The sequence below is a fragment of the Pseudoxanthomonas sp. CF125 genome (genome assembly GCF_900104085.1).
In the GTDB taxonomy this organism is placed as follows: Bacteria; Pseudomonadota; Gammaproteobacteria; order Xanthomonadales; family Xanthomonadaceae; genus Pseudoxanthomonas_A.
Window position 1 is genome coordinate 438,410 of sequence record NZ_FNLD01000002.1, and the last position, 26,786, is coordinate 465,195.

Genomic DNA, 26,786 nt, shown 5'->3' on the forward strand with positions numbered 1-26,786 from the left:
CGATCAAGGAAAGATCCTCATGGCCGCGAACATCGCCAGCCCCACCCAGCCGACCCTCGACACTGCGCTCACCCTGGCTCTGGCAATCGCCTCCAAGGCCGCCTACAACTACTACAGTGGCGATCCCATCACGCCTCCGGACGGCTACACCCAGGCGGACGGATGGACGGGCTGGGACGCGTTCCTGGACACCGGCTCCGAAGAGAAATACGGACTGGTATTCCAGTCGCAGACCGATCCGGGCACCTTCATCTTCGCGTTCCGCGGCACCGACTCGGATCTGGATGGTTGGGAGGACGCGCACTTCTTCACCACCGACTTCGAGCCGAGCCGGGGCAGCATCAGCCCGATCCCGCGCGTAGCCTCGGGCTTTTACGGAATCTACGACAGCATGGGCGGCGGCATGGCCCAGTCGATGCGGCAGCAACTGTTCTCGCTGCTCGGAAAGTACAAGCCGCAACAGCTCTACGTCACCGGACACAGCCTGGGCGCGGCACTGAGTCAATTGTTTTCGCTGGATCTGGCGATCAGCCAGCCGGCCGCCTCGACCAACATCAATTTCGCCAGCCCCATGGTGGGCACCGACAGTTGGCAGACAGCCTACGGCGCGACGATCGCGACCGGCAACAGCATCCGCATCTACAACTATTGGGACTACGTGCCCACGCTGCCGCCGGATGCGTTCGGATACGGTACGGTCGGCGAGGGTTTCGTCACCTCGTTCTACGTAAAGGGCGAATGGTTCCCGCACGAACTGTCGCGGCATTCCATCGTCAATCTGACGACCGTGCTGAGCAATGCGCTGCCGCTGAATCCGCAGCAATGGGTAGGGGGATTTCCCGACTATGTCGACCCCAAGCGGACGATGAAAAGCACTCTGCCTCCGGCGACGGCGCCAGTGCGCTGGGTCGAAAAGATCGGCCAGCACATGGCGTTCGAGCATTCGCTGCGCGCCGCCGCGGCGTGATCGCAGCGCGCGTGCGCAGGGTGGAATCCGCACGACGGCTTCCGCCGCCCGCTTGGTATCGATCCCGACCTGCCGGGGAAATGGCATAGAGTACGTTTCGCTTCGCCCTTGCCCTTGCTTCGAAGGATCGGCACGCAATGAAACTGCTCTTCAGCCGCAATCCCAACCCGCGCCTCGCAGTAGCGGTGGCGCGCCACTTGAACGCGAAGGTCGATTTCGAGTTCGCCGCGCCAATGGCACCGGGCCAGAGCGAGCGGTACCGCGCGCTGAATCCGAACCTGCTGCTGCCCATATTGCAAGGCCCGGGGAAAAGCCTCTGGGAAGCCGACGCCATCGCCTGCCGGCTGTCGCGCGAGGCGGGTTCGGATTTCTGGCGCACCGGCGACGACGAGCCCGAGATGGTGCAATGGCTCAGCTGGGGCAAGGAGAACTTCGCAAGAGCCTGCGACATGGTGCATTTCGAGCGCGGTACGAAACAGCGGTACGGGCTTGGCGCGGTGGACCGGCAGCGGGTGGAGGAAGGGTTCAGGCGTTTCGGCACCTCCGCTGCGCTCCTCGATGCCGAGCTTTCCAGGAAGACATGGCTGGTCGGGGACTCGGTGTCCTATGCCGACTTCCGGATGGCGGCGTTCCTGCCTTTCAACGATGTCGCGAGGCTACCGCTGAGCAACTACCCGTTCCTCGAGCGGTGGTATGGCCAGCTGGAAGAACTCGACGCCTGGCGCGATCCCTTCAAGGGGCTCGAAGCGCCCGCGCTGCCGCGGATACCGGGTTGATTTTTCTCCCGCGGGACGAGTTTTCCCCTTGGTTTAACCCGGTCTGCCGCCTCATCGGGCACACTAAGCGGGTGGGGAAAGGCCGGGGGGCTGAAGTGCACGAAGAAGTCGAAGTAAATGAATTGGACGGCCTGTGGGGTTGGCTGCTGCTGTTCACCGGATTTGTGATTCTGAAGATGGTCAGGATCGGCTTCCTGATCCTTGCCACCTTCCTGCCCTTGTTTCGCGACGGCACCTGGCAAGCGCTTACCAGTCCGGGTTCGCCTGCCTACCATCCGCTGTGGGAACGCGTCCTTATCTTCGAGCTGGCCGGCCATATTGTCATCGGGGCCATGGCCATGGTCGCCCTTGCATTGCTGGTCGTGCGTTCCTCGTACGCCCCGAAGTTCTCCATCGGCCTGGTGACGGCAAGTTTTGCGGTGGCCGCCGCCAATTACTTCATCGCGGCGCAAATTCCCTCGATTCCCGACCAGGGGACCGGTTACGAAAACCTCGCCGTACTGGTTCGCGCAACCATAGCGATGCTGATCTGGGTGCCGTACTTTCTGGTGTCCAGGCGCGTCAGGGCGACGTTCTACAGTCCACGTCTGCTCGACGAACCGTCGCCGTAACCCTGGATTGCGGCTGCTTCAATTGCGGACCTGCAGCGACACCTGGCCGTTGTCGTCCGAGTCGATGAAGACGGCCACCCGGTCTCCTATGGCACGGAATACCAGATCCACGCGGTGTTCCCCCACCATGAGACCGGTGATGACGGCATCCTGTATACCCGGCGGAAGTTCGGGGCGATGCACATGGATGGTCTGCGTACCGCCATCGATTTCCACGCCCAGGCACGCCTGCAGCAGCATCAGTCCGGATCCCGCTGCCCAAGCCTGGGGCAGGCAGGCCACCGGATAGGCGACCGGCGGCGCACCCTGCGTCCGCGCGAAGCCGCAGAACAGTTCCGGCACGCGCATGTCGAAATGGACGGCGGCCTCGAACGCGCCGCGCAGCAGCCGCGTGGCGGCTCCGCGTACGCCTTGGCGCGCCATGCCGAAGGCGCACAAGGCCGAATCGTGCGGCCACACCGAGCCATTGTGGTAGGAGATGGGGTTGAAGCGCGATTCGCCGCGCGCCACCGTGCGTATTCCCCAGCCCGTATAGAACGCCGGCGACATCAGCTGTTGCGCGACGCTTGCGGCGCGCTCCGGAGACGGCAGGTCGACGAAGAGCAGGTGGCCCGCATTGCTCGTGCGTACGGCGCAGAGTTCGCCTGCGCCGTCTATGGCCATGCCGTAGTAACCGGAGCCCTCCATCCAGAACTGGCTTTCCACGGCGGTGCGCAGCTTGTCTGCGCGGCTGCTCCATCGCGCCGCCGCGCTCGGATCCCAGCGTTCGCCCAGCTCGGCCATGGTGCGCAGGGCGGCGTATACGTAGCCTTGCACTTCCACCAACGCGATCGGGCCTTGCGCAAGGCGGCCATCGGCGTGGAAGACGGAGTCGCCGCTGTCTTTCCAGCCCTGGTTGGCCAGGCCCCGGTCGCTGGCGCGTGCATAGACAAGAAAGCCATTCGGGTCCGAATCGCAAACGCGCTCTATCCATTGCACGGCTGCCGACAACGCGGGCCACAACGATTGGACGGTCGCCACGTCTCCGGTACGCCGCAGGTAGGCGCCGGCCAGTGCGATGAACAGTGGCGTGGTGTCGACGCCGCCGTAGTAGAGACCGTAGGGAAGCTCCTTCAGCGCGGACATTTCGCCCTTGCGTGTTTCGTGCAGGATCTTGCCGGGTGCCGCGTCGAGAAATGGCGACTCCTCCTGCGCCTGATGCTTGGCCAGGAAACTGAGCACTCCTTTGGCCAGCGCGGGGTCCAGCCACAGGGTCTGCAGCGCCGTGATCACCGCATCGCGTCCGAACGGTGTGGAGAACCAGGGAATTCCGGCGTACGGATAAGGGCCGGTCTCCAGTTCGCTGGTGAGCAGGGCCAGGTCGGATCGGGACCGCCGCATCCACTGGTCGAACAGCGGACCGCCGCTGGCCACGCGCGCGCCGCGGCGCTGGCGCCGCCGCATCCGCCGGCGGGCGGTGGAAGCTTCATTGCGGTAGCGTTCGCGCGTCGGCTGGCCTTCCGGCACCGCGCCGATCTCGATATACAGCTCGTCGCTCGCCCCCGGCCCAAGCGACACAATCAGTTCCAGCAGGCCGGGTTCCAAAAACCGCGGCGGACGGGAAAATTGCACCGATGACGTGCGCACCACGCTATCCAGGCCTTCGTAGCGGAAGCCATAGCCCCAGTCGCCGGTCTCCGATTCGAACAGGCGTCCACGCGCGGAACGCTTGCTGCCGCGCACTTCGAACATGTCCACGAAGTCGGCGGCCAGACGGAACCGCAACGGCAAGCGCGTGGGCCGGTCTCCGTAATTGACGCAAGAGATCCGTTCGAACATGCGTTCCTTGCACAGGAATCTGCTGCGGGTCAGGTGAATAAGGCCCTCGGGCGCGCCCATCTCGTCGATCGCCGACAGCGCGCGGTTGGTCATGTGAGCGACGAACAGCACATTGTCCTGGGTGACCGCTGCGCTGAGCAGGGCCGGCTCCTCATCGCCGAGCAGCAATTGGTAGGCCGATACGATGCGCGTGTCCTGGATGAAGAAGCCCTCGCTGGGGGAGACGACATCGCCCAGGCTGTTGGCGACCATGAAGCTGTCGCCATCCTTGAGTACGTAGCGCGTCTGCAGCGCGGCGCCGGCCGATTCCATCGGGTCAGGCCTTCCTCAGGATCGGCTGCTCTTCGGTCAGGCGCAGGTACAGCGCCTCGTAACGGGCCGCCATGCGGGAGGCGTCGAAGCGCCGTTCGAAGCAGGCGCGGATGCGGCCACGGTCGTATCCGCGCACCTCGGCCACCGCGGCCACCGCTTCGTCCATGCCGCCTACGACACGGCCGCTGATGCCGTCGTCGATGACTTCCGGTACCGACCCTTCGCGCCAGGCCACCACCGGGGTGCCGCAGGCCATCGCTTCGATCATGACCAGACCGAACGGTTCGGGCCAATCGATAGGGAACAGCAGGGCTGCGGCGTTGCCGAGGAATTCGCTCTTCTGCGAATCGTCTATCTCGCCGATGAATTCCACATCCGCGCCTTCCAGCATGGGCTCGATAGTCTCGTGGAAATAGCGCCGGTCTCCCGCGCCCACTTTGGCGGCGATCTTCAGCGGCATGCCGATTCTCCGCGCGATCTCTATGGCGCGGTCCGGGCGTTTTTCGCGTGAAAGACGCCCCAGGAAGGCGAGGTAGTCGCATGTCGGCCGGGACGGAGGAACGCACAAGGCGGGCGGCAGTCCGTGGTGGATCGTATCGAGCCAGTTGGCCCATGGCATGGGCTTGCGCTGGTTGTCGGAAATGGAAACCAGCGGGAAGCCGGGCCAGCGGCGGTAAACCTGCGCCAGGTCCTGCTTGTCCTGGCGGCCATGCAGGGTGGTGACGGTCTTGTGCGCTACCGTTTCGAATATAGGGAAGGGAAGCAGGTCGATATGGAAGTGCAGCACATCGAAATCGTCGACGCGCTGGCGGATGCTGTGCAGCATCGACAAATGCGCGGCAAGGATCGATTTGTGCGGTGCCGGGTCCAGGCGCAGGGCCTGTTCCCTGAAACTGGTCAGATCGCCTGAGGTAGTCGAATCCCCCGAGGCGAACAGCGTCACCTTGTGTCCGCGCTCCACCAGCGCCTCGGTCAGGTACGACACGATGCGTTCGGTTCCTCCATACAGGCGCGGCGGTACCGATTCAAGCAAAGGCGCGATCTGCGCGATTCTCATGGGTTCTCCTTTGATGCTCTTAAGGCGGCTGATCTTAAGGCGCTTGCGGCGTTCCTGGCTGTCATCAGGTGCGCGTCGCCAGCACCAGGGCCGGTTTGCGCGATGCCGCGCCTTCCCGTGCCGGCATCAGTATCGCGTTGGTGGGCGAGGAGCGGCTGGCGGGCTCACCGCCAGGGATGGGCCCGTGAAGGCGTTCGAGGAACTCCGATGCCCAGCGATTGATGTCGTGCAGTTTCAAGTTGGTCATCATCGACTCCCAGCGCTGGCGACGTTCGGAAACAGGCATCGCCAAGGCGGTGTCGATGGCGTTGGCCACATCGTCCACATCGTGCGGATTGACCAGCAATGCCTCGGGCAACCCTTCGGCAGCGCCCGTCAGCCGGGAGAGCACCAGGACGCCGGGCGAGGAGGGATCCTGGGATGCGACGTACTCTTTGGCCACCAGGTTCATGCCATCGCGCAGCGGCGTTACCAGCGCCATGTCGGCCGCGCGGTAGAAGCCGGTGAGGATGCGGTGCGAATAGCTGCGGTTGACGTAGCGGATCGGCGTCCAATCCGGGCGCGAATGCAGGCCGTTGATGTGGCCTGCCAGACCTTCCAGTTCCTTGCGCAAGGTTTGATACTCGGGAACCGCTGCGCGCGTCGGCGGAGCGATCTGCAGATAGGTCAGCGGCTCATGGCGTACCTTCTTGCGCTCGAGATGGCGTGCGAAAGCGCGGAAACGTTCCGGCAAGCCCTTGGAGTAGTCGAGGCGGTCCACCCCTATGGCAAGGCGCTTGCCGGACAGGCTGGCTCTCAATCCGCTGGCTGCCGATATCGCCGCCGGTGCAGCGGCGACCTGCGCGACCGCCCGGGCGTCGATGCCGATAGGGAATGTCGCCAACTCGCAACGGACCTGCTTCTTGCCGATCGCTTCCAGGGAGTGGCGGAGGTTTTCCGTGTCGCCCGCGGTCTGCAGGCCAACCAGATCGTATTCGGTGAGGAAGCCCAACAGCTCTTCATGGCCCGGCAGCATGGACAGCACGTCCCAGGACGGCATCGGGATATGCAGAAAAAAACCGATGCGCTGGCCGAGGCCCAGCTTGCGCATTTCGTGCGCCAGCGGAATCAGATGGTAGTCGTGTATCCAGACCACGTCGTCCGGTCCAAGCTCTTGGGCGAGCGCGCGGGCGAAGCGTTTGTTGACGTCCCGGTAGCCTTCGTAGGCCTCGCGCCGGTAATCCACCAAGTCGACGCGATAGTGGAATAGCGGCCACAAGGTGCGGTTGGCGAAGTGGTGGTAGTACGCATTGAACTCGGGCTTGGGAATGTCCAGCGTGCAATAGCGGATGCCGTCGCCTATGTGGACGTGCGCAGGTCCTTCGCCGTGCTTTCCGCTCCATCCCATCCATACTCCGCGGTGCTCGCGCAGAACGGTCTGCAACGCCGTCGCCAGGCCGCCGGTCTGGACGTCGCCCGGTTGGGCTACCCGGTTGGATACCACGAATAATCTTCCCACTGTGTTCTCCTACGTGAACTCTTCCGCGAAGCGGACTTCATGCTCCGACGGCTCATGCTTAGCCAGCCATGCCAGAACGGCATCGACATCGGGCAACCCGAAACGGGCCGCCGTCTCTCTTGGGCTGCCGACCAATACGCTGATCCCTCCCATTTCGTTGACCGCGGCGAAGCCGGGCTCATCGGCGGGATCGTCGCCCGCATATACAGGGCGTCTTCCTGCGAACGGCGGGCTGGCCATGAAGTGGCGGATAGCCTGGCCTTTGTCGATGCCAGCCGGCCGGATCTCGATCCCGTGCTGTCCGCGGTGCAGGCGATGCGAGGGCAGGGCGCTTTCTACTTCTTCGGCAAGGCAGATCAGCGCCGGAGCGGCGTCGGGCGCTGCACGCCAGTGCAGGTAGAGACAGGGACCGTTGTGTTCGATGCTGGCTCCCGGGAAACGGGCGACCAAAGCGCTGGCGTGTTCCGCGTAGACCGCAAGCGCGTCATCGTCCCATTCGCCGGCGTGTTGCTGGCTCCCCTGCGCCGTCCGGCGCTGCACGCCATGCAGGCCCGACAGCCAAACGAGTTCGAGCGGATGCAGCAAAGCGTCGAGCGAAGCGATGCTGCGGCCACTCACCAAGGCCAATGCGCCGCCAAGACGGTCGGAAAGGGTAGTCAGCAGACCACGCAACGTATCGTCGAACGTCACACCATCGGGTCGCTCGATATGCGGCACTAGCGTTCCATCTACATCCAGGAACAACGCCAGATTGCGGCTTATCGAGGGGGGAGCTCGAGAGCCATCATCGTTATCCATGGCAGCCATGCTACGCAAACGCATGTAATCGATTTGTGCACTGCGATGTATGGAAGGTTAGCGGTACGCTGCGTTCTGTTAATTATTCTGGAAAGTGTTTATGAATGTGTGGAGGATGCGACGCGTGGAATTACCGAGGTTTAACGGCAGGTTGACGGGCTTTTGATCGCAAACGAGAGAGGATCGAGCGCCCCGGCCTAGGAAAGATCCGTGAAAGTCAGAACCGTAATGACGCAGAATCCCGTTGTCGCCGCCGCGTCCACCTATCTAAGCGAAGTGGCCCGCAAGATGCTGGACAACGATATCGGGGAAATCCCGATCGTGCACGAGGGAAAACCGATCGGCGTCGTCACCGATCGCGACATCGTGGTCCGCCTGGTGGCGCACGGACAGGATCCGAAACAGGTACGGGCAGAAGACTGCATGACGAGCCCGGCGCTGACTTTCGAACAGAACGCCGACTTGAAGGAATGCGCCGAACTGATGGCTCGGGAGAGGATCCGCCGCGTCCCGGTCGTCGATGCAGGCGGAAGCCTGTGCGGCATCGTCGCTTTGGCCGATCTGGAACGCAGAGCCGATACGCGATCGATGAAGGCGGAGGTTTCCCGGCATGTTTCGCAGCCGCACTAGCCGGTTGCCGCGCTGAAAGTCCGGCTGCGCGCTGAGCAGCGTGCGGCGGATAACGTAAATTGGGATGGCCCAGTGCCAGGAATGGGGCGCTCCGGCGACTGGACCTTCTACACCTGATTCACGCTTTGGACTGCATCGGTATGGATCTCCGGCGCGTAAAGCTTAGAGGGCTGCGTAGGCGTCCAGCGTGTCACGCACCATGCGCGATTGCGTAAAGAGTCTGCGTTCCCACCAAGATTCTCCCGGCTTCAGAAATGGCCCCGTTCGAAGCCGCCGCGGGTTAGCCTGTGGCCATGGATTCCCTGATCGCTGCGGCCGCACGCGCCCTGGCCGCCGGCGACGCCCTCGGCGCGCTCAAGCGGGTCGCTCTGCGCGAGGACCCGCCGGCACTGGCGCTGCGAGGCATCGCCATGGCCCAGCTGGGCGAACACCCGCGTGCGCGCGAGTTGCTGCGCCGCGCTGCCCGCGGCTTCGGCGCTCATGAGGCGTTGGCGCGTGCGCGTTGCGTCGTTGCCGAAGCCGAGGTGGCGCTGGCCATGCGCGATCTGGGGTGGTCGCCGCGCACGCTGACGGCGGCGTCGGCCACGCTCGAGGCGCGCGCCGATCGCGCCAACGCGATGCAGGCGCGCGTGATTGCAGCACGCCGGCTGCTGCTGTTGGGTCGCCTGCACGAAGCCGAAGTGGTCATGGAACGGATCGATGCGCACGGCTTGCCGCCGGCGCTGGCGGCGGTGGCCGAGCTGACCCGGGTGGAACTCGCATTGCGTTCGCTGCGCATCGGCCCGGCGCGGGTGGCGCTGGCCAGGGCGCACGAAGCGGCCGAGCGCGCGCGCGTACCCGCGCTGATGTCCGAAGTGGCCGAGGCGCGCACTACGCTCGATAGTCCCGCTGCACGGCGCTTGTCCGCCGACGGCGAGCAGACCTTGCGTCTCGACGAAGTCGCGGCTCTGCTGGCCTCCGGCGCGCTGGTGATAGACGGTTGCCGTCGCGGGCTGCGCGTTGGCGGCCAATGGCGGTCGCTGGCGCGCCGGCCCGTGTTGTTCGCATTGGCGCACGCGCTCGCTCAAGCATGGCCGAACGATGCCGATCGGGAAGACCTGATCGCAGACGCATTCCGCATGAGCCGCCCCGACGACACGCATCGTGCGCGCCTGCGCGTGGAGATCGGCCGCCTGCGCACGCTGGTGCGGGGCATGGCGCATATCGAAGCCACGCCCCGGGGTTTCATCTTCATGCCGTGCGGCGCGCAAGACGTCGTCGTACTGGCGCCGCCCATCGATGGCGACCAGGCCTCGCTGCTGGCATTGCTCTCCGACGGCGCCGCGTGGTCCACCTCCGCCTTGGCGCTGGCCCTGGGCGACAGCCAGCGCACAGTCCAGCGCGCGCTGGCCGAACTGGAGGCCGCCGAACGGGTGCGCTCGATCGGGCGCGCGCGGGCGCGCCGCTGGCTGGCGCCGCCGCTGGCGGGATTCACGACGATCTTGTTACTCCCTGCTGCGCTGCCGATTGAATAGAGTTGTCCCACGCCGCCGATCCAAGGCGAGCACAGGAGACGACGATGACAAGTTCCGCAAACAAAACCGCCCAGCAGCCCGCGCTACGCCCGGCCGAAATCGTGCGCGAATACGGGCCCTTCAGCGACGCCGGGAAAGTGCACGGCGTGACCCACGACGGCCGCCGCGTCTGGGCCGCCACCGGCGCCAGTCTGATCGCCTTCGATCCCGAAAGCGGCGAGCCCACGCGCACGCTGGACGTCGCTTGCGATGCCGGCACCGCTTTCGACGGCACCCATTTCTATCAAATCGCCGAAGCGCGTATCGACAAGATCGATCCGGCCACCGGCAAGGTGGTGGCCTCCATCCCAGCCCCGGGCCATGGTTCCGATTCCGGACTCACCTGGGCCGAGGGCAGTCTGTGGGTGGGCCAGTACCGCGACCGCAAGATCCGTCAGATCGACCCTGCCACCGGCGCGGTCAAGCGCACTATCGAATCCAACCGCTTCGTCACCGGCGTGACCTGGGTCGATGGCGAGCTATGGCACGGCACCTGGGAAGGCGAAGAAAGCGAACTTCGCCGCATTGATCCGGATAGCGGCCAAGTGCTCGAACGGCTGGAAATGCCTGCAGGTACCGGCATCAGCGGCCTCGAGTCAGACGGCGAAAACCTTTTCTACTGCGGCGGTGGGGCCAGCGGGAAAGTACGCGCGGTGCGGCGTCCGAAAACAGCCGTCGCCTGATCGCGCCGGCGCAGCCGCAGCCGCGGTTGCCTATTCGAATTCAAACAGTGGAAGGAGCAGGAACATGACCGACATCATTCATCGCGTCGGAATAAAGGCGCCCCTGTCCAAGGTCTATGCGGCGCTATCGACGATCGAGGGCGTTGCGGGCTGGTGGACGGCGGCCACGACCGGAGTTTCCGAACCCGGCGAAACGATCGACTTCGAATTCATGACGCCAGGCGGGGAAAGAATCGGCGCCATGGCCATGCGAGTGGTGGCCATGGATCCCGACAAGCAGGTGCACTGGCGCTGCACGGCGGGACCGGACGAATGGATAGGCACCGACGTGGTCTTCAGGCTGGTGCACGAAGACGACTACACGATCGTCCGCTTCGGGCACAGGAACTGGCGCGAGGCGGTCGAATTCACCGAACACTGCAGCATGAAGTGGGCGATATTCCTGTTGAGCCTGAAGCAACTGGTCGAAACAGGCGAGGGCAGGCCTTCGCCCAACGATATCAAGATCGACAACTGGAACTGACCGCAAGATGGCTTGAGCGAAGCGGCAGCCATCGTTAGCATGCAGCCTGGACAGAAACCAATCACAAGCCGGCGGGTCGAGACCCGCCCTACGGCACCTCGCCAGATCCGCCGATGAGCCAAACCTTCCGGCAAACCATCCTCATCGACGCTCCGATCGAGGTTGTTTGGGACAGCCTGTCGATTCCCGGACGGATGAAGGCATGGATGGGCGAGCCGGAACTGGAAATCGGGATAGACACCGATTGGAGCGTAGGCGGTCCGATCGTGATCCGTGGGCATCACCATGTGTGGTTCGAGAATCGCGGTACGGTATTGGAGTTCGATCCTCGCACCAGGCTGAGCTACACCCACCTGAGCTCGTTATCGCGGCTTTCCGCAGATGAGCACGCAAACTACGCCACGCTGGAGTTCAGCCTGGCGCCGATGGACGACACGACTTCGTTGACCTTGGCGATCACCGGCTTCCCGACCGAGAGCATCTTCCGGCATATGGACCTGTACTGGAGAGGCACATTGGAAGTATTGCGGCTGCATGCGGAACAGCATTGCTGAGCATGAAACCCGGTCGGGTCGCCTAGGCGGATTCAGAACCGGCGCGATACACCGATGAAGAGGAGCGAGACGCTGTCGGCGCCTTGTTCCACCAGAGGACTGTCCTGAATCTCATCCGGCAGCGAACGGAGCTGGGCGTTGCCGATGAACAACCATCGCTCGGCGAACGGAACCATCACCGAGACGCCGATATGCGGAATGGTGGAGCGGCCAGGCTTGTAGTCGACCACGCCGCGAGCCACTTCTTCGTCCAGCGTGCCGTAATAGTAGTTGGCCATGTCGTCCGACAGCATCGTCGCGCCGATACCGGGTTTCACGGTGACGCGGCCTATCCGGAAAGGGTAGCGATAGTCGACAGCGATCTGGTATCCCTCGCTGGTGCCGGTGATATCGGCCCTGGCATCGAGTTCGATTTCTCCCGCAGCGCCCTTCCAGGTGGCGGACAGTCCGGCGTCCGCGCTATGGTCGCGGTCCTCCAGTAAATCGCGGTCGATGCCTCGTTCGGCAAGTTCAGCGACGCCGAAGTCGTCTGCATCGATGCCGTCCAGGCGCGCGGCGATGAAACCATCCACGCTGAAGTGGTCCGTCTTGGCGAGACGGTAACCCAGGGTGGCGCCGCGCCAATAGAACCATTCCCCTTCATAGGACACGCTGGGGACGACGAGGGTCCGATTGCCTTCGCCGGCGTATTCGCTGTCCCTGAGCACGCCGGCAATGCCGAGGCTCCAGTGCGATGCGGGTTCGTCCATCGTTTCGGATTCAAGCGGTTCTTGCGCGTACGAGACGAACGGAGCGAGCGACACGAGGCATAGCGAAGCGCGGACGGCTTTCATTGGAATTCCTTGCAGTGGGGAGGATAGTCGGCGCTGCGATTCCTTCCTTCATGCGCGAAGGAGCAGCGTTCTTTTAGGAAGTGCATCGGTCGTCGGCGGGAAGTTGCGTTTCGCTCGCCGCAGTCGGCGTCGCACAAAGGGATTGGCTGGCCGGAGCCGGAAGGACGTACCGCACCATCTCGACGCGGCTCGCGCTGGAGGCGGCCTGCAACCGGGCGGCATGGACTTTCCAGGTCGGGGTCTGCGATTGGAGGTAGCGGCATCCGGTGTTCGCCGCCAGAACGAGCGCCTGTTGGAACAGATGTGTCTCCACGCCCATATGCCGCCAGGCGGGCCGTACGAACGGAGCTTCGAGGTTGGCGTAGTAGCCACGCTCCAGAATCGAGAAATCCACCGTTGCGCAGACGTAGCCCACCAATTCCCCGGCGAATTCGGCGACCCAGACCCAAGCGCGACGGGGCGTGTCGAACAAAGCTTCCACCAGTTCCAGCGTGTCGGCCTGCGCGCCAACGTCTGGCAGGCGCTCGTAGGCGAGACTTTCTGCATGTTCGGCGCACAGGACGAGCAGACGGGGCAGGTCTTCGAGCACGGCGGGCCTGACGGTTACCGGGGCTATATCGGGCAAGCGAAGCGGTTGAACGCTCATTCGAAAGGAATCCTTCTGCCATGCGGCGGCTGGAGGTATCCTGTGGCGTCGTTTTTAAGAATTCTTTAATCGCTTCCCAGCAAGCTCGCGCCAGGCGTCGAAGACTTGAGACTACGGTCATGAACTTGTTGCTGGTGGAAGACGATGAAATGCTGGCCGAGGCCGTGCGCGCGGGTCTGGAACAGAATGGCTGGCATGTGGACTGGGTGGCGGATGCCGGAGCGGCCAGGGCCATTCTGGTCGACCATCCCTACGATGCGGTGTTGCTCGACCTGGGCCTGCCCGGCGGTTCGGGACTGAGCGTGCTCTCGAATCTGCGGGCCCGCTACGACGCAACGCCGGTGCTCATCATCACCGCGCGCGACAAACTGACCGACCGCATCGGCGGGCTCGATGCCGGGGCCGACGACTACATCGTCAAGCCCTTCCAATTGGACGAACTGTTCGCAAGATTGCGGGCCGTGATCAGGCGCAGCCAGGGCCGGGTGTCGCCGGTGCTGACCTTCAACGGGATCAAGCTGGACCCGGCGCAACGGCGAGTGACGCACCGGGACGAATCGGTGGCGCTGAGCGTGCACGAGTACCGCACGCTGATGCTGCTGATGGAGCGGCAGGGCCGGGTCGTCACCCGCGAGCAACTCGAGGAGGGCATATACGGTTCCTCCGGTACGATCGAGAGCAACACGATCGCGGTGTATATCCACCAATTGCGGCGAAAGCTGGGCGAAGAGGCGATCGTGACCGTGCATGGATTCGGCTACCGGATGGGCGGCAACGGCGCATGAATTCCATTCGCGGGCGCCTGACCCTCGCATTGCTGTTGTGCATCGTGCTGTCGTGGATGACCTGGCTGTGCTGGCAGGCCATGCAAATGAATCGCGAACAGACCGGTCTGTGGGACGCCTCTTTGCGCGATATCGGAACGCAAGTGCTGCGGTCCATGCCGGACAGCGTTACCCAGCTGCCCAATGCTCCGACGCAACCGCAGCCGTCCAGGTTCCAGGACGGGAAAATGAGTTTTCAGGTCTGGGTGGACGGACGCAACGTGGTGCATTCTCCGGCCGCGCCCGCTGGACCGTTGAAGCCGGATTTCCGCGACGGTTTCGGCACTCATCGGATCGGCGACGATATGTGGCGCGTCTACAGCATCACCGACCGTAAACGGGGCATCGTGGCGCAGGTCGGGCGCACCCAGGCCACGTTGAACCGCGAGCTGCACAACTTGAAACGCCTCAGCCTGGCCGTGGCCGCGCTGATCTTCTCGCTGCTGGGATTGATGATCTGGATAGTGGTGCGCTGGTCGCTGGCGCCGGTGACCGCTTTGCACGACAGTTTGCTGGCACGGCGGCCGTTGGATCTGACTCCCTTGCCGACCGAGGCCATGCCTACCGAAGTGCGCCCGCTGGTGGATTCGTTCAATAAGCTGCTTGCGCGCGTCGACGCGGCCGTGCAGAACGAGCGCCGTTTCACCGCCGACGCCGCGCACGAACTGCGGACGCCTTTGGCGGTGCTGGCCGCGCATACCGATGTCGCCCTGCGCGCCACCACCATCGAGGAAAAGGATGCCGCGTTGCGGCGTTTGAGCAGCGGCGTGCAACGCAGCGCCCGCTTGTCCGAACAACTGTTGGATCTGGCCAGGCTGGATGCCGGCGCCAGTACGGAAGGGTTCGGCCAGGTCGATCTGTCGGAGCTGGTGGTGCTGGTCGTTCGCGACTTCGAAGCGCTGGCCCGGGACCGTGGGCAGCATATTTCGCTGCAGACCGAGCCGGGCGCGATCCTGGGCGATATCGATCAACTGGGCATCCTGTTGCGCAATGTGATCGACAACGCGGTGTGCTACGCCGGCGAAGGCGGGCAGATCGCGGTGTCGTGCCGGCCCGGGCGGTCGAACGATATCCGCGGCATGCGTCTGGAGGTGGCTGACGATGGCCCCGGTGTCGCGGAAGAAGATCGTGCCCGCATTTTCGACCGCTTCTATCGAGCGCCCCGCAGCACGGGCCGCGGCAGCGGAATCGGTTTGTCGCTGGTCGCGCAGATCGCGCAATCGCATGGCGCATGCATCGAGGTGGGGCCAGGACTCAAAGGCCGCGGCTTTGCTATCTCCGTTTTCTTCGCCGGTGCAGCTGCGGAACACTAAGCAACTGGATATGGCCGCCAAATCAACTGGAAACCTCTGTCAGCAGAACTGAACAGCGGCACCAGCCTGGACAGGCGAGAGCCTAGGCCTTGAGTCCAGCATGTGGTTGGAACGAGATCCAGGGCCAGCACCTCCCGGTACAAGAACAGCAAGGCGGCCAAGACCTGATTCTGGGTGCTAGGGGCAACTCGGTGCCGCTGGACCAGATCGCTCGGAAAATATTCGATGTCCTTGCCGCCTAATTCGTGTGGGTGCCGGCATCCGTTGATCTGGATATACCGGCGAACCCAATACGGATAGGCCTGTTCCGCCCACAAACTGTAGTGCTTCACCCGCAATCTGCGCCGAACTTCATCGAACAGTCTGGGCCGGTGGCACTACGGATCCTGGTTTGCTTATGACCGCGACATCTTCCACCGTGGGAATTAGACGGCCTTCTTGCCGTTAAACACCCGCATTGCCCCATGCCCTGCCGATCCGAGAAATCGCCGCAACCTTTTTTGTCGTATGGGGAAAGCCTGATTGACGAGCCCCCAGGCCACACCCACAATCCGCGCTACACCCCACTTTGGGGTCTAATCATAGTTAGGCCGCAGAAACAATGAGACGCGAGACTGTCCTTGCCATACTTCGTTTTCAGCTTCTCGCGGGCATAGTCTTTGCCATCTTTGGCTCTGCATTCGGATTTCTTATCTACTTCCAATTTCATGATTCGGGCGTACCCAATGGCATAAACGAACCGCCGAGCGCTACGAGCGTTGCCTTGATTGTCGCAGGCATTTCTATCGTCGTCGGAGGCTTGGCTTCTTATGTGGCAAGAGCGTGCATCAAGAGGTTCCGCTAGGCTGCGGCCTAACAATTCATTCAAGCCGAACCCGCTTCGCGGGTCGGCTTAATTCAGGCGTTAGGCCGCTAGGGACACTGTGAGCAATCCTTATAAAGCCTCGCCCAGCAAATTACCTGAGTCGCCCGGCAGTGGGCCGCGCGTCGTCACCTCCATGTTTAGATTCCTCGCTTTCGCACTGACAGGGCTGGCTTCATTCCTGCTCGGCTGCCTTGCGACAGTCTTTGCTCTGTTGCGTGTGTTCGCGCCACCGGCAAACTGTCCATCACCATGCGATGCGCCCGCCTACGTTGCATTGGGTGTCGCAATGTTCGTGGCACCGGTAGTCGGTGTACTGTTCTCTGCTGGAGGCATCTATGCTTTATCCCGGCTTTGGCGTCGCAAGTCCGGCGCAGCGGCCTAACAATTCATTCAAGCCGAAGCCGCTTCGCGGCTCGGCTTAATTCAGGCGTTAGGCAATGTATTTCAGCATCAGCGAGTACCCAGGTCTCAAAGGCATGAGCAAAGCTGATCAGCGTCAGTTGATCACGAGCGCGGCCCGCGAGTTCGATAAGGGGGCACGTTTCAGATTCTGGGCAGCGGCGGCCATCTTGTTCGTGCTACCAACCGTCTTCGTCATATCAAGCCTGGCTCCAGCTTGGCTTGGGGCACGGCCGTGGCTGGCAGGAGTATTGGGGGGACTTGGCTTTTACATATTCTTGCTATGGGACATAAACGGTCCCACTCTAAGAGCGGTCAAACGGCATGTAGCTCAACGACCCATTCCCTAACAATTCATTCAAGCCGAGCCCGCATCGTTACGGCACCGAGCGGGCAGTTGGTCGGGCGGGCCGGCTTAATTCAGGCGTTAGGCCCCTTATGAAGCTCCGTAATGCGTTGTGGGCAGAAATCGTAAGGAGTCACCTTTGCTGGCTCGGGGCGTGCCTTCTCGTATTCGCAGGCCTCGCACTTCTACCCAAGGATTTCTCGCGGATTATCTGGATTCCACTGGCCTGCCTGGCTATCGCCATTCCGTACGGGCTATTAGTGGGGCGGATTGTGTGTCCGCTTTGCGAGTATCCGTTTTACAAGGTTGGCTTCTTTCGCATCAAGTTCGGTAGCGGCAAGTACCGCATCAATTATTGTCCCCACTGTGGCGTCAGCTTAGACACTGTGGCGGGCCCTAACAATTCATTCAAGCCGAGCCCACATCAGGGCGGCGCCTAAGTGCGCGCCTTCGGCTATATTTGCACCCAGTCGCCGCCTGCTGCGAGCCGGCTTAATTCAGGCGTTAGGTTTCACATGAGACTTCTGTTGCTCTTCATTGCCTTATTCACCATGCCGTCGGCCTTTGCTGGTAAAGCCATGCCATTAACTATCCCGAATATTGTCGAGAATGATCGTTGGTCATTGGCTGAGGGCACGCACAACGACAAACCTCTTGTAATCCGGTTCCGCGATGAGTTTCTCAATAAGCCAGACCTAAGCTCTCACCCTCGCCTTGTTAGGGTGGTTTGGTCATATCAGGCCAACACCAGCGGTATGCCGGGTTCTGATGCAAGCGATCAAATGGGAGTCTTTGAGGACCGACTAGTTGCAGCCGTAGAGCCGAGCCAAACAGCTGTGCTTGTTGCCGTCCTCACCAATGACGGACAAAGAGAGTGGCTCTTCTACACGCCGGATGTCTCTGAGTTCGGTCGTCGTCTTACCGAAATGCCTCAAGAGAAAGACCGCTACCCAATCGATATATCTACGGAGAGCGACCCAGAGTGGTCTACTTTCTACGACAACATTCTTCCCGGTGTCGCGGAGTGAAACCTAACAATTCATTCAAGCCGAAGCCGCTTCGCGGGCCGGCTTAATTCAAGCGTTAGGCGGCATGGACGAGTTAATCGCTGAGCTCAAAGAGAGAAAAGCTGCGGCTTCGCTTTACGCAGATGATTCTCTGCTTGGCGGACTGGCTCCACCACTTAGTCTCAGCGAGATTGAGCTTGCTGAAGCATCTTTAGGTTTCAAGCTTCCAGACTCACTTCGGCGCATCTATTCCGAGGTCGCAAATGGCGGGTTTGGATACTCATACGGCCTACTTGGACTAAATGGCGGCCCTCGCAACGAGGATGGCCAAGACGCAGTTGGCCTCTACATGACCTACCGGGAGAGCGATCCAGATGATCCGCTCTGGCAATGGCCATTTGGCCTCCTTCCCATTGGGCATCTTGGTTGCGCAATGTTCCACTGCATTGACTGTTCTGACCCAGCCGGGGCTGTTGTTTGGTTCGAGCCGAATCCACATGAGCCAGGGCAGTCCTGGAGCGATTCATTTATTCCGTTTGCTCCCTCGTTGGTCACTTACTTTCAGGCATGGCTAGACGGCAAAGATTTATTCGAGGTGTTCGCGGATGGCACCTAGCAATTCATACAAGCCGAGCCCGCATCAGGTTCGATAACTTCGGTTGATTCTGGGTATTATCGGCTTCGGGACCGGTCCATTGCGGGCCGGTTTAATTCAGGCGTTAGGCCATATGTTCGAGCTTGCATGCCCCCACTGCGCTACCAAACTGACACCGAAGCAGGCACTAGAATTCGGCACCGTAGCTCTCCCAATACCAGGCTCTTGGTGGCTACGTTGTCCTGGGTGCGGAAAAGGTAGTAATTTTCGAGCCGTCGATGGAGCCGTGTCCCAATACCAAGTTGACGGAGCACCTGGTCCCGACTGGCACGATTTGGGCACGGTTGCAGTCCCAGGACTGACCACGCGAATCGATCCAAGCTTTCTCCACGTTTGGTATCTTGGGGTCCACTACGAGTTCCCTTGCGGGCCGCCCTAGAGTCGGCTAGGCAGCCCTAACTATTCATTCAAGGGGAACAGCCATCGTGCCGATGTCTGTCCCCTTAACTCAGGCGTTAGGCGCGTTTAGGAGGTAATCGCATGTCACGGAAAGTATCCGCAATCATTGCCATTGCAATCGGCGGCGGGCTGGCGCTCCTACTTACCTGGTGCTGGGCATATATCGCAGCGATGAATCCACTTCCCAGCCTGCTGGCCAAGAGCGGGCTGAGAGGTGCTGGCTTCTGGACGGTCATCGCGTCAACCGACTTTCTTATCAACGTGATCTTGTGCCTTCCGGCAGCTTGGGCGCTATGGCGGCTTGGGGCACGTCACATCCAGGCCAATACGCTGCTGGCGCTTGTGTCATTTGCCATTGCGGGCGCGGTGACGGTTGGTCTGCCAGCCTTCTCATACGGTCTCCTCATCTGGATTACTTACCTACTACTTCTTGCCTCATTGCCAGTTGCCGTGTGGATGCTGTCAAAGTTCATAGGCAACGCGCCTGACAATTCATTCAAGCCGAAGCCGCTTCGCGGCTCGGCTTAATTCAGGCGTTAAATGACTGCTTCTGGCCGGAGGCGGTTATTGAACTGCTAGCCAAAAGCTGAACTCAGGGTGTGGGTTCTCGCCTGTCCCGCCTAACGCGGCTGTTCGGTTCATTTGGCGCCCGTGTGCAGTTGATTGCCGTTTATTAGTGCAGGCTGGGTGGCGAGAGCGCCATCGCTAGATGCGCATCGGGCAATCTGCGGTGCGAAACCTTGGCTATCGCCTCAATGCAGCGTTCCAGCAACGGGCTCGACCAGTTTGCTGCGACGCAGCATAATGCCGTATGGCCCAAGATTCCCTCATCCCCAATACCGGTGCGCCCAATACCAATACAGATCTGACGCCACGCCAAGTGGGGCTGATCCTGTTCGCGCTGACCCTGGGCGGCTTCGCCATCGGCACCAGCGAATTCGCCAGCATGGGCTTGATGCCCAACATGGTGGCCTCGCTCGGTGTGACCGAACCGCAAGTGGGCCACCTGATCAGCGCCTACGCGCTGGGCGTGGTGGTCGGCGCGCCGTTGCTGGCCATCCTGGGCGCCGGCTGGACACGCAAGACGTTGCTGCTGTCGCTGATGGGTTTCTATGCGCTTGGCAATCTGGCCAGCGCGTTGGGTCCGACCTACCACAGCTTGCTGCTGTTCCGTTTCATCGCCGGCCTGCCGCATGGCGCCTACTTCGGCGTGGCGGCGTTGACGGCGGTGGCGATCAGCCCGCCGCACCGGCGCGGCCGTGCGGTCAGCATCGTGATGCTGGGCCTGACCCTGGCGATCCTGATCGGCAATCCGCTGGCGACGTGGGTGGGGCAACTGGTCGATTGGCGCTGGATCTATGCTGCGGTGTCGATGATCGCGGTGGCTACTGCTGTACTGCTTGCGGTATGGCTGCCGGCGCATGTCGATGGCCCGAAGGCGAAACCGCTGGACGAATTGCGTGCGTTCAACCGGCTGCCCGTGTGGCAAGCGTTGGGAATAGGCGCGATCGGTTTCGCCGGCATGTTCGCCGTCTTCAGTTATCTGGCACCGACGATGCTGGAAGTGACGCGGGTGTCGGCGGCATGGATTCCGTTGGGGCTGGTCGGATTCGGCGTCGGCGGGGTGATCGGCAATTTCGCCGGCGGCTGGCTGTTCGACCGTTTCAAACTGCGCGGCGCGTGGGTGGTGCTGGCATGGGCCCTGGCGATGCTGCTGTTGTTCCCGCTGATGGCGAAGTGGCTGCCGACCCTGCTGCTGGCGACCGTCGCCATAGGCCTGATGGGCGCGCTGGGGCCGATCCTGCAGTCGCATCTGATGGACGTGGCCGGCGATGCGCAGACGCTGGCGGCGGCCTCGCACCATGCCGCGTTCAACACCGCCAACGCGCTGGGCCCCTGGCTGGGCGGCATGGCCATCGTCGCCGGCTATGGTTGGACATCGACAGGTTATGTCGGCGCCGCCACGGCAGTGATCGGACTGTTGATCTATGTGTGGGCCAGCAAGACAGCGCACGCAGCGCGCGCGCTTGCCGACGAGCCGCCGGCTCCGGTCGCCTGCGAGTCGTCCTGACGACGCCAACGGACCACAGCGCGACGTAAACCGATCTTCCGTCGCGGCTCCCCGCGTTATATCCCAGCACACCTGAGGGTGAGTGACTTTCGCCACGTCCTGGCGCCGACCCGATGCTCTAGTCTGCGGGAATTCCGCCTCGGGAGACTACGTCAATGAATGCGTCGAAAGTGGGGAAGACGGTTCTGGAAGATCAGAAAGTCAACGTGAAAACGAAGCTGTCCGCGTTGTGGGCTTCGGTCATGTTCTGCTACGTGTACGGCGACTATTTCGGTCTCTATGGCAACGGCAAGCTCGCCGAAATGATGGAAGGGAAGATCGGGCCGCTGGGCGAAGCTACGCAGGGCGTGTTGGTGGGCGTCTCGGCGATGATGGCCGTTCCCAGCGTGATGGTGTTCCTGTCGCTGGCGATGCCGCCAGTCTTGAATCGCTGGCTCAATCTTCTGCTTGGCCTGGCGTATACCGCGATCATGCTGATGACCATGCGCGGCGCGCCGACCTTCTACATCTTCATGGGTGTGATCGAAGTACTGCTCACTCTGCTGATCGTCTGGCATGCGTGGACCTGGCCCCGGCGGCAGACGCCGTAGAGAGCCGAACCAAGCGGTAATCCGAAAACGGTAAGCGGATACCGGCTGAACCATTGCCTTCGCGCGGTGGTGCGAGAACCGTTTTTTTCACGCGCTGTTGTCGATTGCAGGCGAACAATGCCGTTTCGTACACGAGTGGCGAGGTCGGGACATGAAGACGATACGTACGGTTCTGCTGGCTGGCGCGATGCTGCTTTCGGCCAACGCGTTCGCCCAGCAATACGGTCCGCAGGACGAAGGCCGCCGTTTCAACGACGGCAGCAAGGTGGTGTGCAAGAACGTCGAAGTCCAGCGCAGCAGCAAGGATTCCAACCGCATCCTGGGTACCGCCACCGGCGCGGTGGTGGGTGGTCTGCTCGGCAATCAGGTCGGCAAAGGCAACGGCAAGAAAGTCGCCACGGTCGGCGGTGCGGTGGCCGGTGGTCTGATCGGACGCAAGGTGCAGGGTAACGCCCAGGAAAAAAAGGGCGACCGCGTAGTCGAGCGTCAATGCGAGCGCGTTTACCGCTGAGTTTCAGCGCCGGAGTCCCATGGCCAGCGGTTGCAATCAGGGAAGGGCGGGCGCACCCGCCCTTCCGTGCCGCCGTTACAATCCCTGCATCGCTGTTTGTATGAGGGACGTATGAAACGACTGCATTCCGCCGCCCGATCTGTTCCGACCATCGCACTGCTTCTGGCGACGCTATGCGCTGGGTGCGCCGCGGGCGACGCGCGTCAGAAACCGTCGCCTTCTTCTCCGGCCGCCTCAACGTCGCAGCCTTCGCCATCATCCACTTCGTTGCCCGAATGGCTCCGCGTCAAGATCGGACAGTACCAAGCGTTGCCGGCCGATCGCGCGCCGCTCGGCATCTGGCGGATCACCCACAACGGCCAGGCTGCCTACTATTTGTATTCGCCCTGTTGCGATCAGTACAACCCGTTGTTCGACGCGGGCGGAACCGAGATCTGCAATCCTTCGGGCGGCTTCACCGGCAGGGGCGACGGCAAATGCCCGCAGCCGATGGACCGGGGAACGAAAGCCGCACTGGTTTGGTCGCATCCCGCTTCGACTTCCCAGACCGACGACCCGCCTGGCCTGATGCGTAACTGAAGCCCGGTCATCGGTCGCACAGGCGACATGGGCGACGCCGGCTTAGTGTTCGTGCGATCTACTTCCCGGCGGCGAGTTCGAAGTCCACCACCACCGGGAAATGATCCGAGGGATAACGGCCACGGCGATGGGTGGTTACGGTTTTGGCCGACTTGGCCTGCAGTCCGCGGAACAGGATCCAGTCGATGCGCTGGTCGGCTTTGCCGGTGAAGTTGTGGAACGTGTCCGGTGGGCCAAGACGCCGCGGTGCCGCCGTCCAGGCGTCGGTGAGCACGGTGGTCAACAAGGAATGCGTGGGACCCTCCGGCGCGGTGTTGAAGTCGCCGGTAAGAATGATCGGCTCATCGGCGGACAGTTGCCGCAAGCGCGCAAGAATGAGCGCCGCGCCGCGTTCGCGGGCGGGCTCGTCTTCCTCGCGGTAGGGCAGGTGTGTGTTGTAGAGGACGAAGGTCGCGCCATCGGCGATGCGCTGGAAGCGCGCCCAGGTCACCATGCGCGGGTACAGGTTGCCCCAGCTGATGCTGCCCACCGTTTCTGGCGTGTCGGACAGCCAGAAATCCCCGGTGGTCAGCATCCGCAGCCGATCCTTGCGATAGAACACGCCCATGTGCTCATCCCCGCTGCCGCCACGGCGACCTTGGCCGAACCACGCGTACTGCGGTAACCGCGCCACCAGTTCGTCGCCCTGGCGCTGGAAAAGCTCCTGGGTGCCGATGAGGTCCGGGTTCTCGTGCGCTATCACCTTCGCCATCAATGCGCGCCTGGCCTCCCAGCGGTTGGCGCCATCGCTGTCGGTCAGCAGGCGCACATTGAAAGTCATCACCCGAAGCGGCTGCGACATCGCCGGCCCGCAGGCCAACAACCAGACCGACAGGCACATCAGCAAGCGCAACCCGATCCGGTTGCCGGTGGTATTGCGGGGTGCATGCGAAGCGCGAAAGAAAAGAGACATGCGAGCAACCGAAGCGGCGGGGATCGACGGGAGTCTAGTACACGTGCCGTCAGGAAAAAGGGGCGCAACGCACGTGCCGCATCGCAGTACAGCCCAAGCAGTGGACGATGCGTCTTGTCTTTAGAACGTCACCTTGACCGAGGGCGCGCTCCGTTGCGCTTCTCCGTGATACACGGCTTCTATATTGTTGCCGTCCGGATCCAGCACGAAGGCGCCGTAGTAGCCCGGATGGTAAGGGCGCAGGCCGGGCGCGCCGTTGTCGCGTCCACCGTTCTTCAATGCGGCCCGATGGAACGCCTCGACCATGGCCCTGTCCTTCGCTTGGAAGGCCAGGTGGTGGCGGCCGGTCAGTTCGCCCTGCGCCGCTTCGCTGTCCGGTGTGGAAATGAACAACTCGTCGGCCCAGAAGAAATCCTCGCCCGAGCCGCTCATGGGGATGTTGAGTTCCGCGAATACGGCCTCGTAGAACTTCCGGCTTGCCGCAAGATCCTTCACTACGAGTTGGATATGGTCGATCAGTCTTCCGCGGTGCAGTTCCTGCGTTTCCATGAGCGCTCCTGGGCATTAGAGGGGGAGCAAATCTTAGACGCGGGCATGGACGAATTCCTTCACGGAATTTTGACCCCGCCACGGCCTCAGACGGGCTGGCTGCTGGATTGCGTCTGCTCGCCCCTGCGGCCCAGCATGAAACGAAAAAACGGGCCGGTGAGCAGGGTGGAAAGCACGGCCAGCGTGACCAGGGCCGCGAAGGCATGTTCGGAAAGCAATCCTTTGTCGCGCAGGATCGTGGCGGCCACGATTTCCATCAGTCCTTTGCACTGCAACAACGCGCCGATGGCAAGTGTTTCGCGTCGCGACAGCTTCGATGCAGGCGGACAGATCAGCACCGCCGCGAGTTTGGCGACCACCGACACCGCCAGCAACGCCAGCGATGCCTGCAGGGAAGCCCAGCCGAGCGCGTCGCCGTCGATCTTCAGGCCGCTATGGCCAAAGAACAGCGGCGCCAAGGCGAGCAGGGCGAACCTGCCCATGCCTTCGACCGGCAACTTCCGCGTCCATGCCGGCGGCAGCATCGCGCCGGCGAAATACGCGCCGAGCAAGGCGTGCAGGCCGAGATGAGAACTGGCCCAGGAACCGGCGATCAGATAGAGCGGCAGCACCAACCAGATCGCCCAGCTTGGCGGAACGAAGTGGTTGCGGCGGCTGGTTTCGCCCAGGACCACCATCGCCACCGGCGCCGCAAGCGCCAGCAGGTGCAGCGGCGTTCCGCCGGACAGAGAAGCATCGCCGCCTGCCACCAGCAGCAATAAGGCCAGCCCGACCCAAAGCACCGCATCGTCGATCACCGCGATGCGTACCGCCACCTGGGTGAGCGGGCGATGCAGCGGTCCCAGCTCGCGCACGATGCCAATCAGCACTGGCAAGGCGCTGACAGCTACGCAAAGACCGATGGCGACCGCGCCCAGCGTGCGGTCGCCATTGGGCGTGGCCCAGTTCGGCAACACCGCGAAGTAATGGTAGGCCGTCACCGCGCCGACCAGGAAAGGCAGCAGCAACGCGAGTGCCGCGCAGGCGACGAACCGGAACACCGAATTGCGCGACGCAACCGGCAGTCCGGCGGCTGAATCGACCTGGGCGAAATGACGCGTTTCCAGCCCGGCGGTGAACGCCAGCAACAATACGCCGGCCCAGCCGAGCTTGTCGCCGATCGCAGACGGCACGCCCAGCGAGGCCGGCAACCAACCGGTGGCCGCCAATACCAGTCCGATGATGATCGGGACCACCGCTATCGGTATCGAGCGGCCGAGCAGGCGCCATAGCGTCCAGGCAAGCAGGATGAAGATCAGCGCGTCGGCGGCGGTGGCAATAATCGCGTGCATGGGCTCAGCCTACAGGAACCGGCGCGGGTTGCTTCGGCGGCCTGGTCGATTCGCGGAACAGCAAGGTGTGTTCGACGTGGACCATGCGGCCGGCATTCGGCGCACGGATACGCTCGAGCAGCTGCAGAGTCGCAAGCCGGCCCATTTCCGCAGTCGGCTGCCGAACCGTGGTCAGGGCAGGGTAGATATGGCGCGCGATGGGGGTGTCGTCGAAACCGCAGACCGACAGATCGCGAGGCACCGCAAGACCGCGTTCGCCAGCCGCCCGGATCACGCCTGCGGCCATGTCGTCGTTGGCGGCGAAAATCGCCGTGGGCGGATCGGCCAGATCGAGCAGCCGGTTGGCTCCGTCGATTCCGGATTCGAAAGAGAATTCGCCCTGTGTCACCAGCTGCGCGTCGTAGGCGATGCCGGCTTTGCGCAATGCCTCGCGGTATCCCGCATAGCGCCACTGGCAGGCGCCGTGCGAGCGTGGGCCCTTGATATGCCCGATACGCCTGTGGCCCAGCGCAATCAATCCCGCCAGGAGTTCGAGCACGGCGGCGGTTTCCTCCATCATCACGCCGATGCGCGTCTGCGGGTTCCGCGGAGCGATGCAGGCGAACGGCACCGCGTGCTGCTCCAGATAACCCAACACGACCTTGTCGTCGGTCAGCGGAGGAATCAGCACCACGCCGTCGGGACCGAAGTATTCGAAAAACCCCTTGATATCGTCCGCGATGCGCTGTTTGCCCGAACCCACGGGGGCCAGGACCAGGTTGTAATGGTTGGCGCGGCAGGCTTCCAGCATGCCGCTTTGGATCTCCATCAGATAATTGCGCGAGGGATTGTTGTAGACCAGCGCCACCATATAGGAGCGCTGCCCGGCCAGGCTGCGGGCGGAAAGATTGGGCTTGTACTGCAACTGCTCGACCGCGCGCATGACGCGATCGCGCGTTTCCTCGCGCACATTGGGTTCGTGATTGAGCACCCGCGACACCGTTTTCATCGACACGCCGGCGGCGGCGGCCACATCCTCGATACGACTACGCATTTCCTGGCCCCTCTCCTTAAGTAAACCAGTCCCTGGACGGCCGGCACGGGTCAAGCGATTCTGCCAGCGCAAGGAGCGCTTGGGGATATTCGCGCTCGCTTGC

At 62.6% G+C, this 26,786-nt stretch carries 27 protein-coding genes and 1 pseudogene; 17 read left to right on the forward strand and 11 right to left on the reverse strand.

The window, feature by feature from the left end; genetic code table 11:
- The first annotated feature begins 19 nt into the window (after window positions 1-19).
- From BLR66_RS11415 to BLR66_RS11425, 3 genes are all read left to right on the forward strand, one after another.
- Window positions 20-967, forward strand: a complete 948-nt coding sequence (locus BLR66_RS11415) for a lipase family protein (protein ID WP_093286179.1) — start codon at window positions 20-22, stop codon at window positions 965-967.
- A 137-nt stretch (window positions 968-1,104) separates the two neighbouring features.
- Window positions 1,105-1,743, forward strand: a complete 639-nt coding sequence (locus BLR66_RS11420) for a glutathione S-transferase family protein (protein ID WP_093286182.1) — start codon at window positions 1,105-1,107, stop codon at window positions 1,741-1,743.
- Window positions 1,740-2,354 carry a DUF2569 family protein gene (locus BLR66_RS11425; protein ID WP_176943851.1) on the forward strand — a complete coding sequence of 205 codons (615 nt, stop codon included), beginning with the start codon at window positions 1,740-1,742 and terminating at the stop codon, window positions 2,352-2,354. The genes BLR66_RS11420 and BLR66_RS11425 overlap by 4 nt, the downstream gene beginning before the upstream one ends.
- An 18-nt stretch (window positions 2,355-2,372) precedes the next feature.
- On the opposite strand, the gene BLR66_RS11430 is transcribed toward BLR66_RS11425, so the two are convergent.
- The 4 genes and pseudogenes from BLR66_RS11430 to otsB form a co-directional block, all read right to left on the reverse strand.
- Complete coding sequence (locus BLR66_RS11430) at window positions 2,373-4,484, reverse strand: amylo-alpha-1,6-glucosidase (protein WP_093286188.1); 2,112 nt, start codon at window positions 4,482-4,484, stop codon at window positions 2,373-2,375.
- 4 nt (window positions 4,485-4,488) lie between these two features.
- Window positions 4,489-5,541, reverse strand: coding sequence for a glycosyltransferase family 4 protein (locus tag BLR66_RS11435; protein ID WP_093286191.1), 1,053 nt, complete (start codon window positions 5,539-5,541; stop codon window positions 4,489-4,491).
- A gap of 187 nt (window positions 5,542-5,728) precedes the next feature.
- Window positions 5,729-7,039 (reverse strand): annotated as a pseudogene (locus tag BLR66_RS11440) (trehalose-6-phosphate synthase); the annotation flags it as partial.
- A gap of 9 nt (window positions 7,040-7,048) precedes the next feature.
- Window positions 7,049-7,837, reverse strand: coding sequence for a trehalose-phosphatase (otsB, locus tag BLR66_RS11445; protein ID WP_176943852.1), 789 nt, complete (start codon window positions 7,835-7,837; stop codon window positions 7,049-7,051).
- 210 nt (window positions 7,838-8,047) lie between these two features.
- Here otsB and BLR66_RS11450 point away from each other — a divergent pair, with 210 nt between their 5' ends.
- The 5 genes from BLR66_RS11450 to BLR66_RS11470 all read left to right on the forward strand — a co-directional run bounded on the left by BLR66_RS11450 (window position 8,048) and on the right by BLR66_RS11470 (window position 11,780).
- Window positions 8,048-8,467, forward strand: a complete 420-nt coding sequence (locus BLR66_RS11450) for a CBS domain-containing protein (protein ID WP_143014628.1) — start codon at window positions 8,048-8,050, stop codon at window positions 8,465-8,467.
- A 293-nt stretch (window positions 8,468-8,760) separates the two neighbouring features.
- Complete coding sequence (locus tag BLR66_RS11455; RefSeq protein ID WP_093286203.1) at window positions 8,761-9,981, forward strand: helix-turn-helix domain-containing protein; 1,221 nt, start codon at window positions 8,761-8,763, stop codon at window positions 9,979-9,981.
- Window positions 9,982-10,025: 44 nt separating this feature from the next.
- Window positions 10,026-10,703 carry a Vgb family protein gene (locus BLR66_RS11460; protein WP_093286207.1) on the forward strand — a complete coding sequence of 226 codons (678 nt, stop codon included), beginning with the start codon at window positions 10,026-10,028 and terminating at the stop codon, window positions 10,701-10,703.
- A gap of 64 nt (window positions 10,704-10,767) precedes the next feature.
- Entirely contained in the window at window positions 10,768-11,226 is a 459-nt protein-coding gene (locus BLR66_RS11465) for an SRPBCC family protein (RefSeq protein ID WP_093286210.1), read from the forward strand.
- A 113-nt stretch (window positions 11,227-11,339) separates the two neighbouring features.
- Window positions 11,340-11,780 carry an SRPBCC family protein gene (locus BLR66_RS11470; RefSeq protein ID WP_093286213.1) on the forward strand — a complete coding sequence of 147 codons (441 nt, stop codon included), beginning with the start codon at window positions 11,340-11,342 and terminating at the stop codon, window positions 11,778-11,780.
- 32 nt (window positions 11,781-11,812) lie between these two features.
- Here BLR66_RS11470 and BLR66_RS11475 read toward each other — a convergent pair whose 3' ends face one another.
- Window positions 11,813-12,613, reverse strand: coding sequence for a MipA/OmpV family protein (locus BLR66_RS11475; RefSeq protein ID WP_093286216.1), 801 nt, complete (start codon window positions 12,611-12,613; stop codon window positions 11,813-11,815).
- Between the two features lie 73 nt (window positions 12,614-12,686).
- On the reverse strand, window positions 12,687-13,259 hold the full coding sequence (locus BLR66_RS11480) for a GNAT family N-acetyltransferase (protein ID WP_093286219.1): 573 nt from the start codon (window positions 13,257-13,259) through the stop codon (window positions 12,687-12,689).
- 119 nt (window positions 13,260-13,378) lie between these two features.
- Between BLR66_RS11480 and BLR66_RS11485 the strand changes: the two genes are divergently transcribed.
- Both BLR66_RS11485 and BLR66_RS11490 read left to right on the forward strand, forming a co-directional pair.
- Window positions 13,379-14,044 (forward strand): response regulator transcription factor, encoded by a 666-nt coding sequence (locus BLR66_RS11485; protein ID WP_093286222.1) that lies wholly within the window; start codon window positions 13,379-13,381, stop codon window positions 14,042-14,044.
- The gene (locus tag BLR66_RS11490) at window positions 14,041-15,396 is read left to right on the forward strand and encodes an ATP-binding protein (protein ID WP_093286225.1); all 1,356 of its coding nucleotides are present in this window, start codon (window positions 14,041-14,043) and stop codon (window positions 15,394-15,396) included. The genes BLR66_RS11485 and BLR66_RS11490 overlap by 4 nt, the downstream gene beginning before the upstream one ends.
- On the opposite strand, the gene BLR66_RS11495 is transcribed toward BLR66_RS11490, so the two are convergent.
- Complete coding sequence (locus BLR66_RS11495; protein ID WP_255402469.1) at window positions 15,393-15,728, reverse strand: phage integrase N-terminal SAM-like domain-containing protein; 336 nt, start codon at window positions 15,726-15,728, stop codon at window positions 15,393-15,395. The genes BLR66_RS11490 and BLR66_RS11495 overlap by 4 nt on opposite strands.
- Before the next feature lie 1,793 nt (window positions 15,729-17,521).
- On the opposite strand from BLR66_RS11495, the gene BLR66_RS11505 reads away from it, so the two are divergent.
- The 7 genes from BLR66_RS11505 (at window position 17,522) to BLR66_RS19225 (ending at window position 22,818) form a co-directional block, all read left to right on the forward strand.
- The gene (locus BLR66_RS11505) at window positions 17,522-18,034 is read left to right on the forward strand and encodes a DUF695 domain-containing protein (RefSeq protein WP_093286236.1); all 513 of its coding nucleotides are present in this window, start codon (window positions 17,522-17,524) and stop codon (window positions 18,032-18,034) included.
- 64 nt (window positions 18,035-18,098) lie between these two features.
- Entirely contained in the window at window positions 18,099-18,629 is a 531-nt protein-coding gene (locus BLR66_RS11510) for an SMI1/KNR4 family protein (protein WP_093286239.1), read from the forward strand.
- A 519-nt stretch (window positions 18,630-19,148) separates the two neighbouring features.
- The gene (locus BLR66_RS11515; protein ID WP_093286242.1) at window positions 19,149-19,595 is read left to right on the forward strand and encodes a hypothetical protein; all 447 of its coding nucleotides are present in this window, start codon (window positions 19,149-19,151) and stop codon (window positions 19,593-19,595) included.
- 283 nt (window positions 19,596-19,878) lie between these two features.
- Window positions 19,879-21,138 (forward strand): MFS transporter, encoded by a 1,260-nt coding sequence (locus tag BLR66_RS11520; RefSeq protein WP_093286245.1) that lies wholly within the window; start codon window positions 19,879-19,881, stop codon window positions 21,136-21,138.
- Window positions 21,139-21,293: 155 nt separating this feature from the next.
- On the forward strand, window positions 21,294-21,728 hold the full coding sequence (locus tag BLR66_RS11525) for a DUF6326 family protein (RefSeq protein ID WP_093286248.1): 435 nt from the start codon (window positions 21,294-21,296) through the stop codon (window positions 21,726-21,728).
- Window positions 21,729-21,879: 151 nt separating this feature from the next.
- Window positions 21,880-22,239, forward strand: coding sequence for a glycine zipper 2TM domain-containing protein (locus BLR66_RS11530; RefSeq protein WP_093286251.1), 360 nt, complete (start codon window positions 21,880-21,882; stop codon window positions 22,237-22,239).
- Window positions 22,240-22,506: 267 nt separating this feature from the next.
- Window positions 22,507-22,818 carry a DUF6970 domain-containing protein gene (locus BLR66_RS19225; protein ID WP_176943853.1) on the forward strand — a complete coding sequence of 104 codons (312 nt, stop codon included), beginning with the start codon at window positions 22,507-22,509 and terminating at the stop codon, window positions 22,816-22,818.
- Window positions 22,819-22,876: 58 nt separating this feature from the next.
- Here the strand turns inward: BLR66_RS19225 and BLR66_RS11540 are convergent, their stop codons facing one another.
- From BLR66_RS11540 to BLR66_RS11555, 4 genes are all read right to left on the reverse strand, one after another.
- The gene (locus tag BLR66_RS11540) at window positions 22,877-23,770 is read right to left on the reverse strand and encodes an endonuclease/exonuclease/phosphatase family protein (RefSeq protein WP_255402478.1); all 894 of its coding nucleotides are present in this window, start codon (window positions 23,768-23,770) and stop codon (window positions 22,877-22,879) included.
- A 120-nt stretch (window positions 23,771-23,890) separates the two neighbouring features.
- The gene (locus BLR66_RS11545) at window positions 23,891-24,319 is read right to left on the reverse strand and encodes a VOC family protein (RefSeq protein WP_093286254.1); all 429 of its coding nucleotides are present in this window, start codon (window positions 24,317-24,319) and stop codon (window positions 23,891-23,893) included.
- An 86-nt stretch (window positions 24,320-24,405) separates the two neighbouring features.
- Entirely contained in the window at window positions 24,406-25,650 is a 1,245-nt protein-coding gene (locus BLR66_RS11550) for a cation:proton antiporter (RefSeq protein WP_093286257.1), read from the reverse strand.
- A 4-nt stretch (window positions 25,651-25,654) separates the two neighbouring features.
- Window positions 25,655-26,683: a LacI family DNA-binding transcriptional regulator gene (locus BLR66_RS11555; protein WP_093286260.1), complete on the reverse strand. Its 1,029-nt coding sequence runs from the start codon at window positions 26,681-26,683 to the stop codon at window positions 25,655-25,657.
- Between the last annotated feature and the right edge of the window lie 103 nt (window positions 26,684-26,786).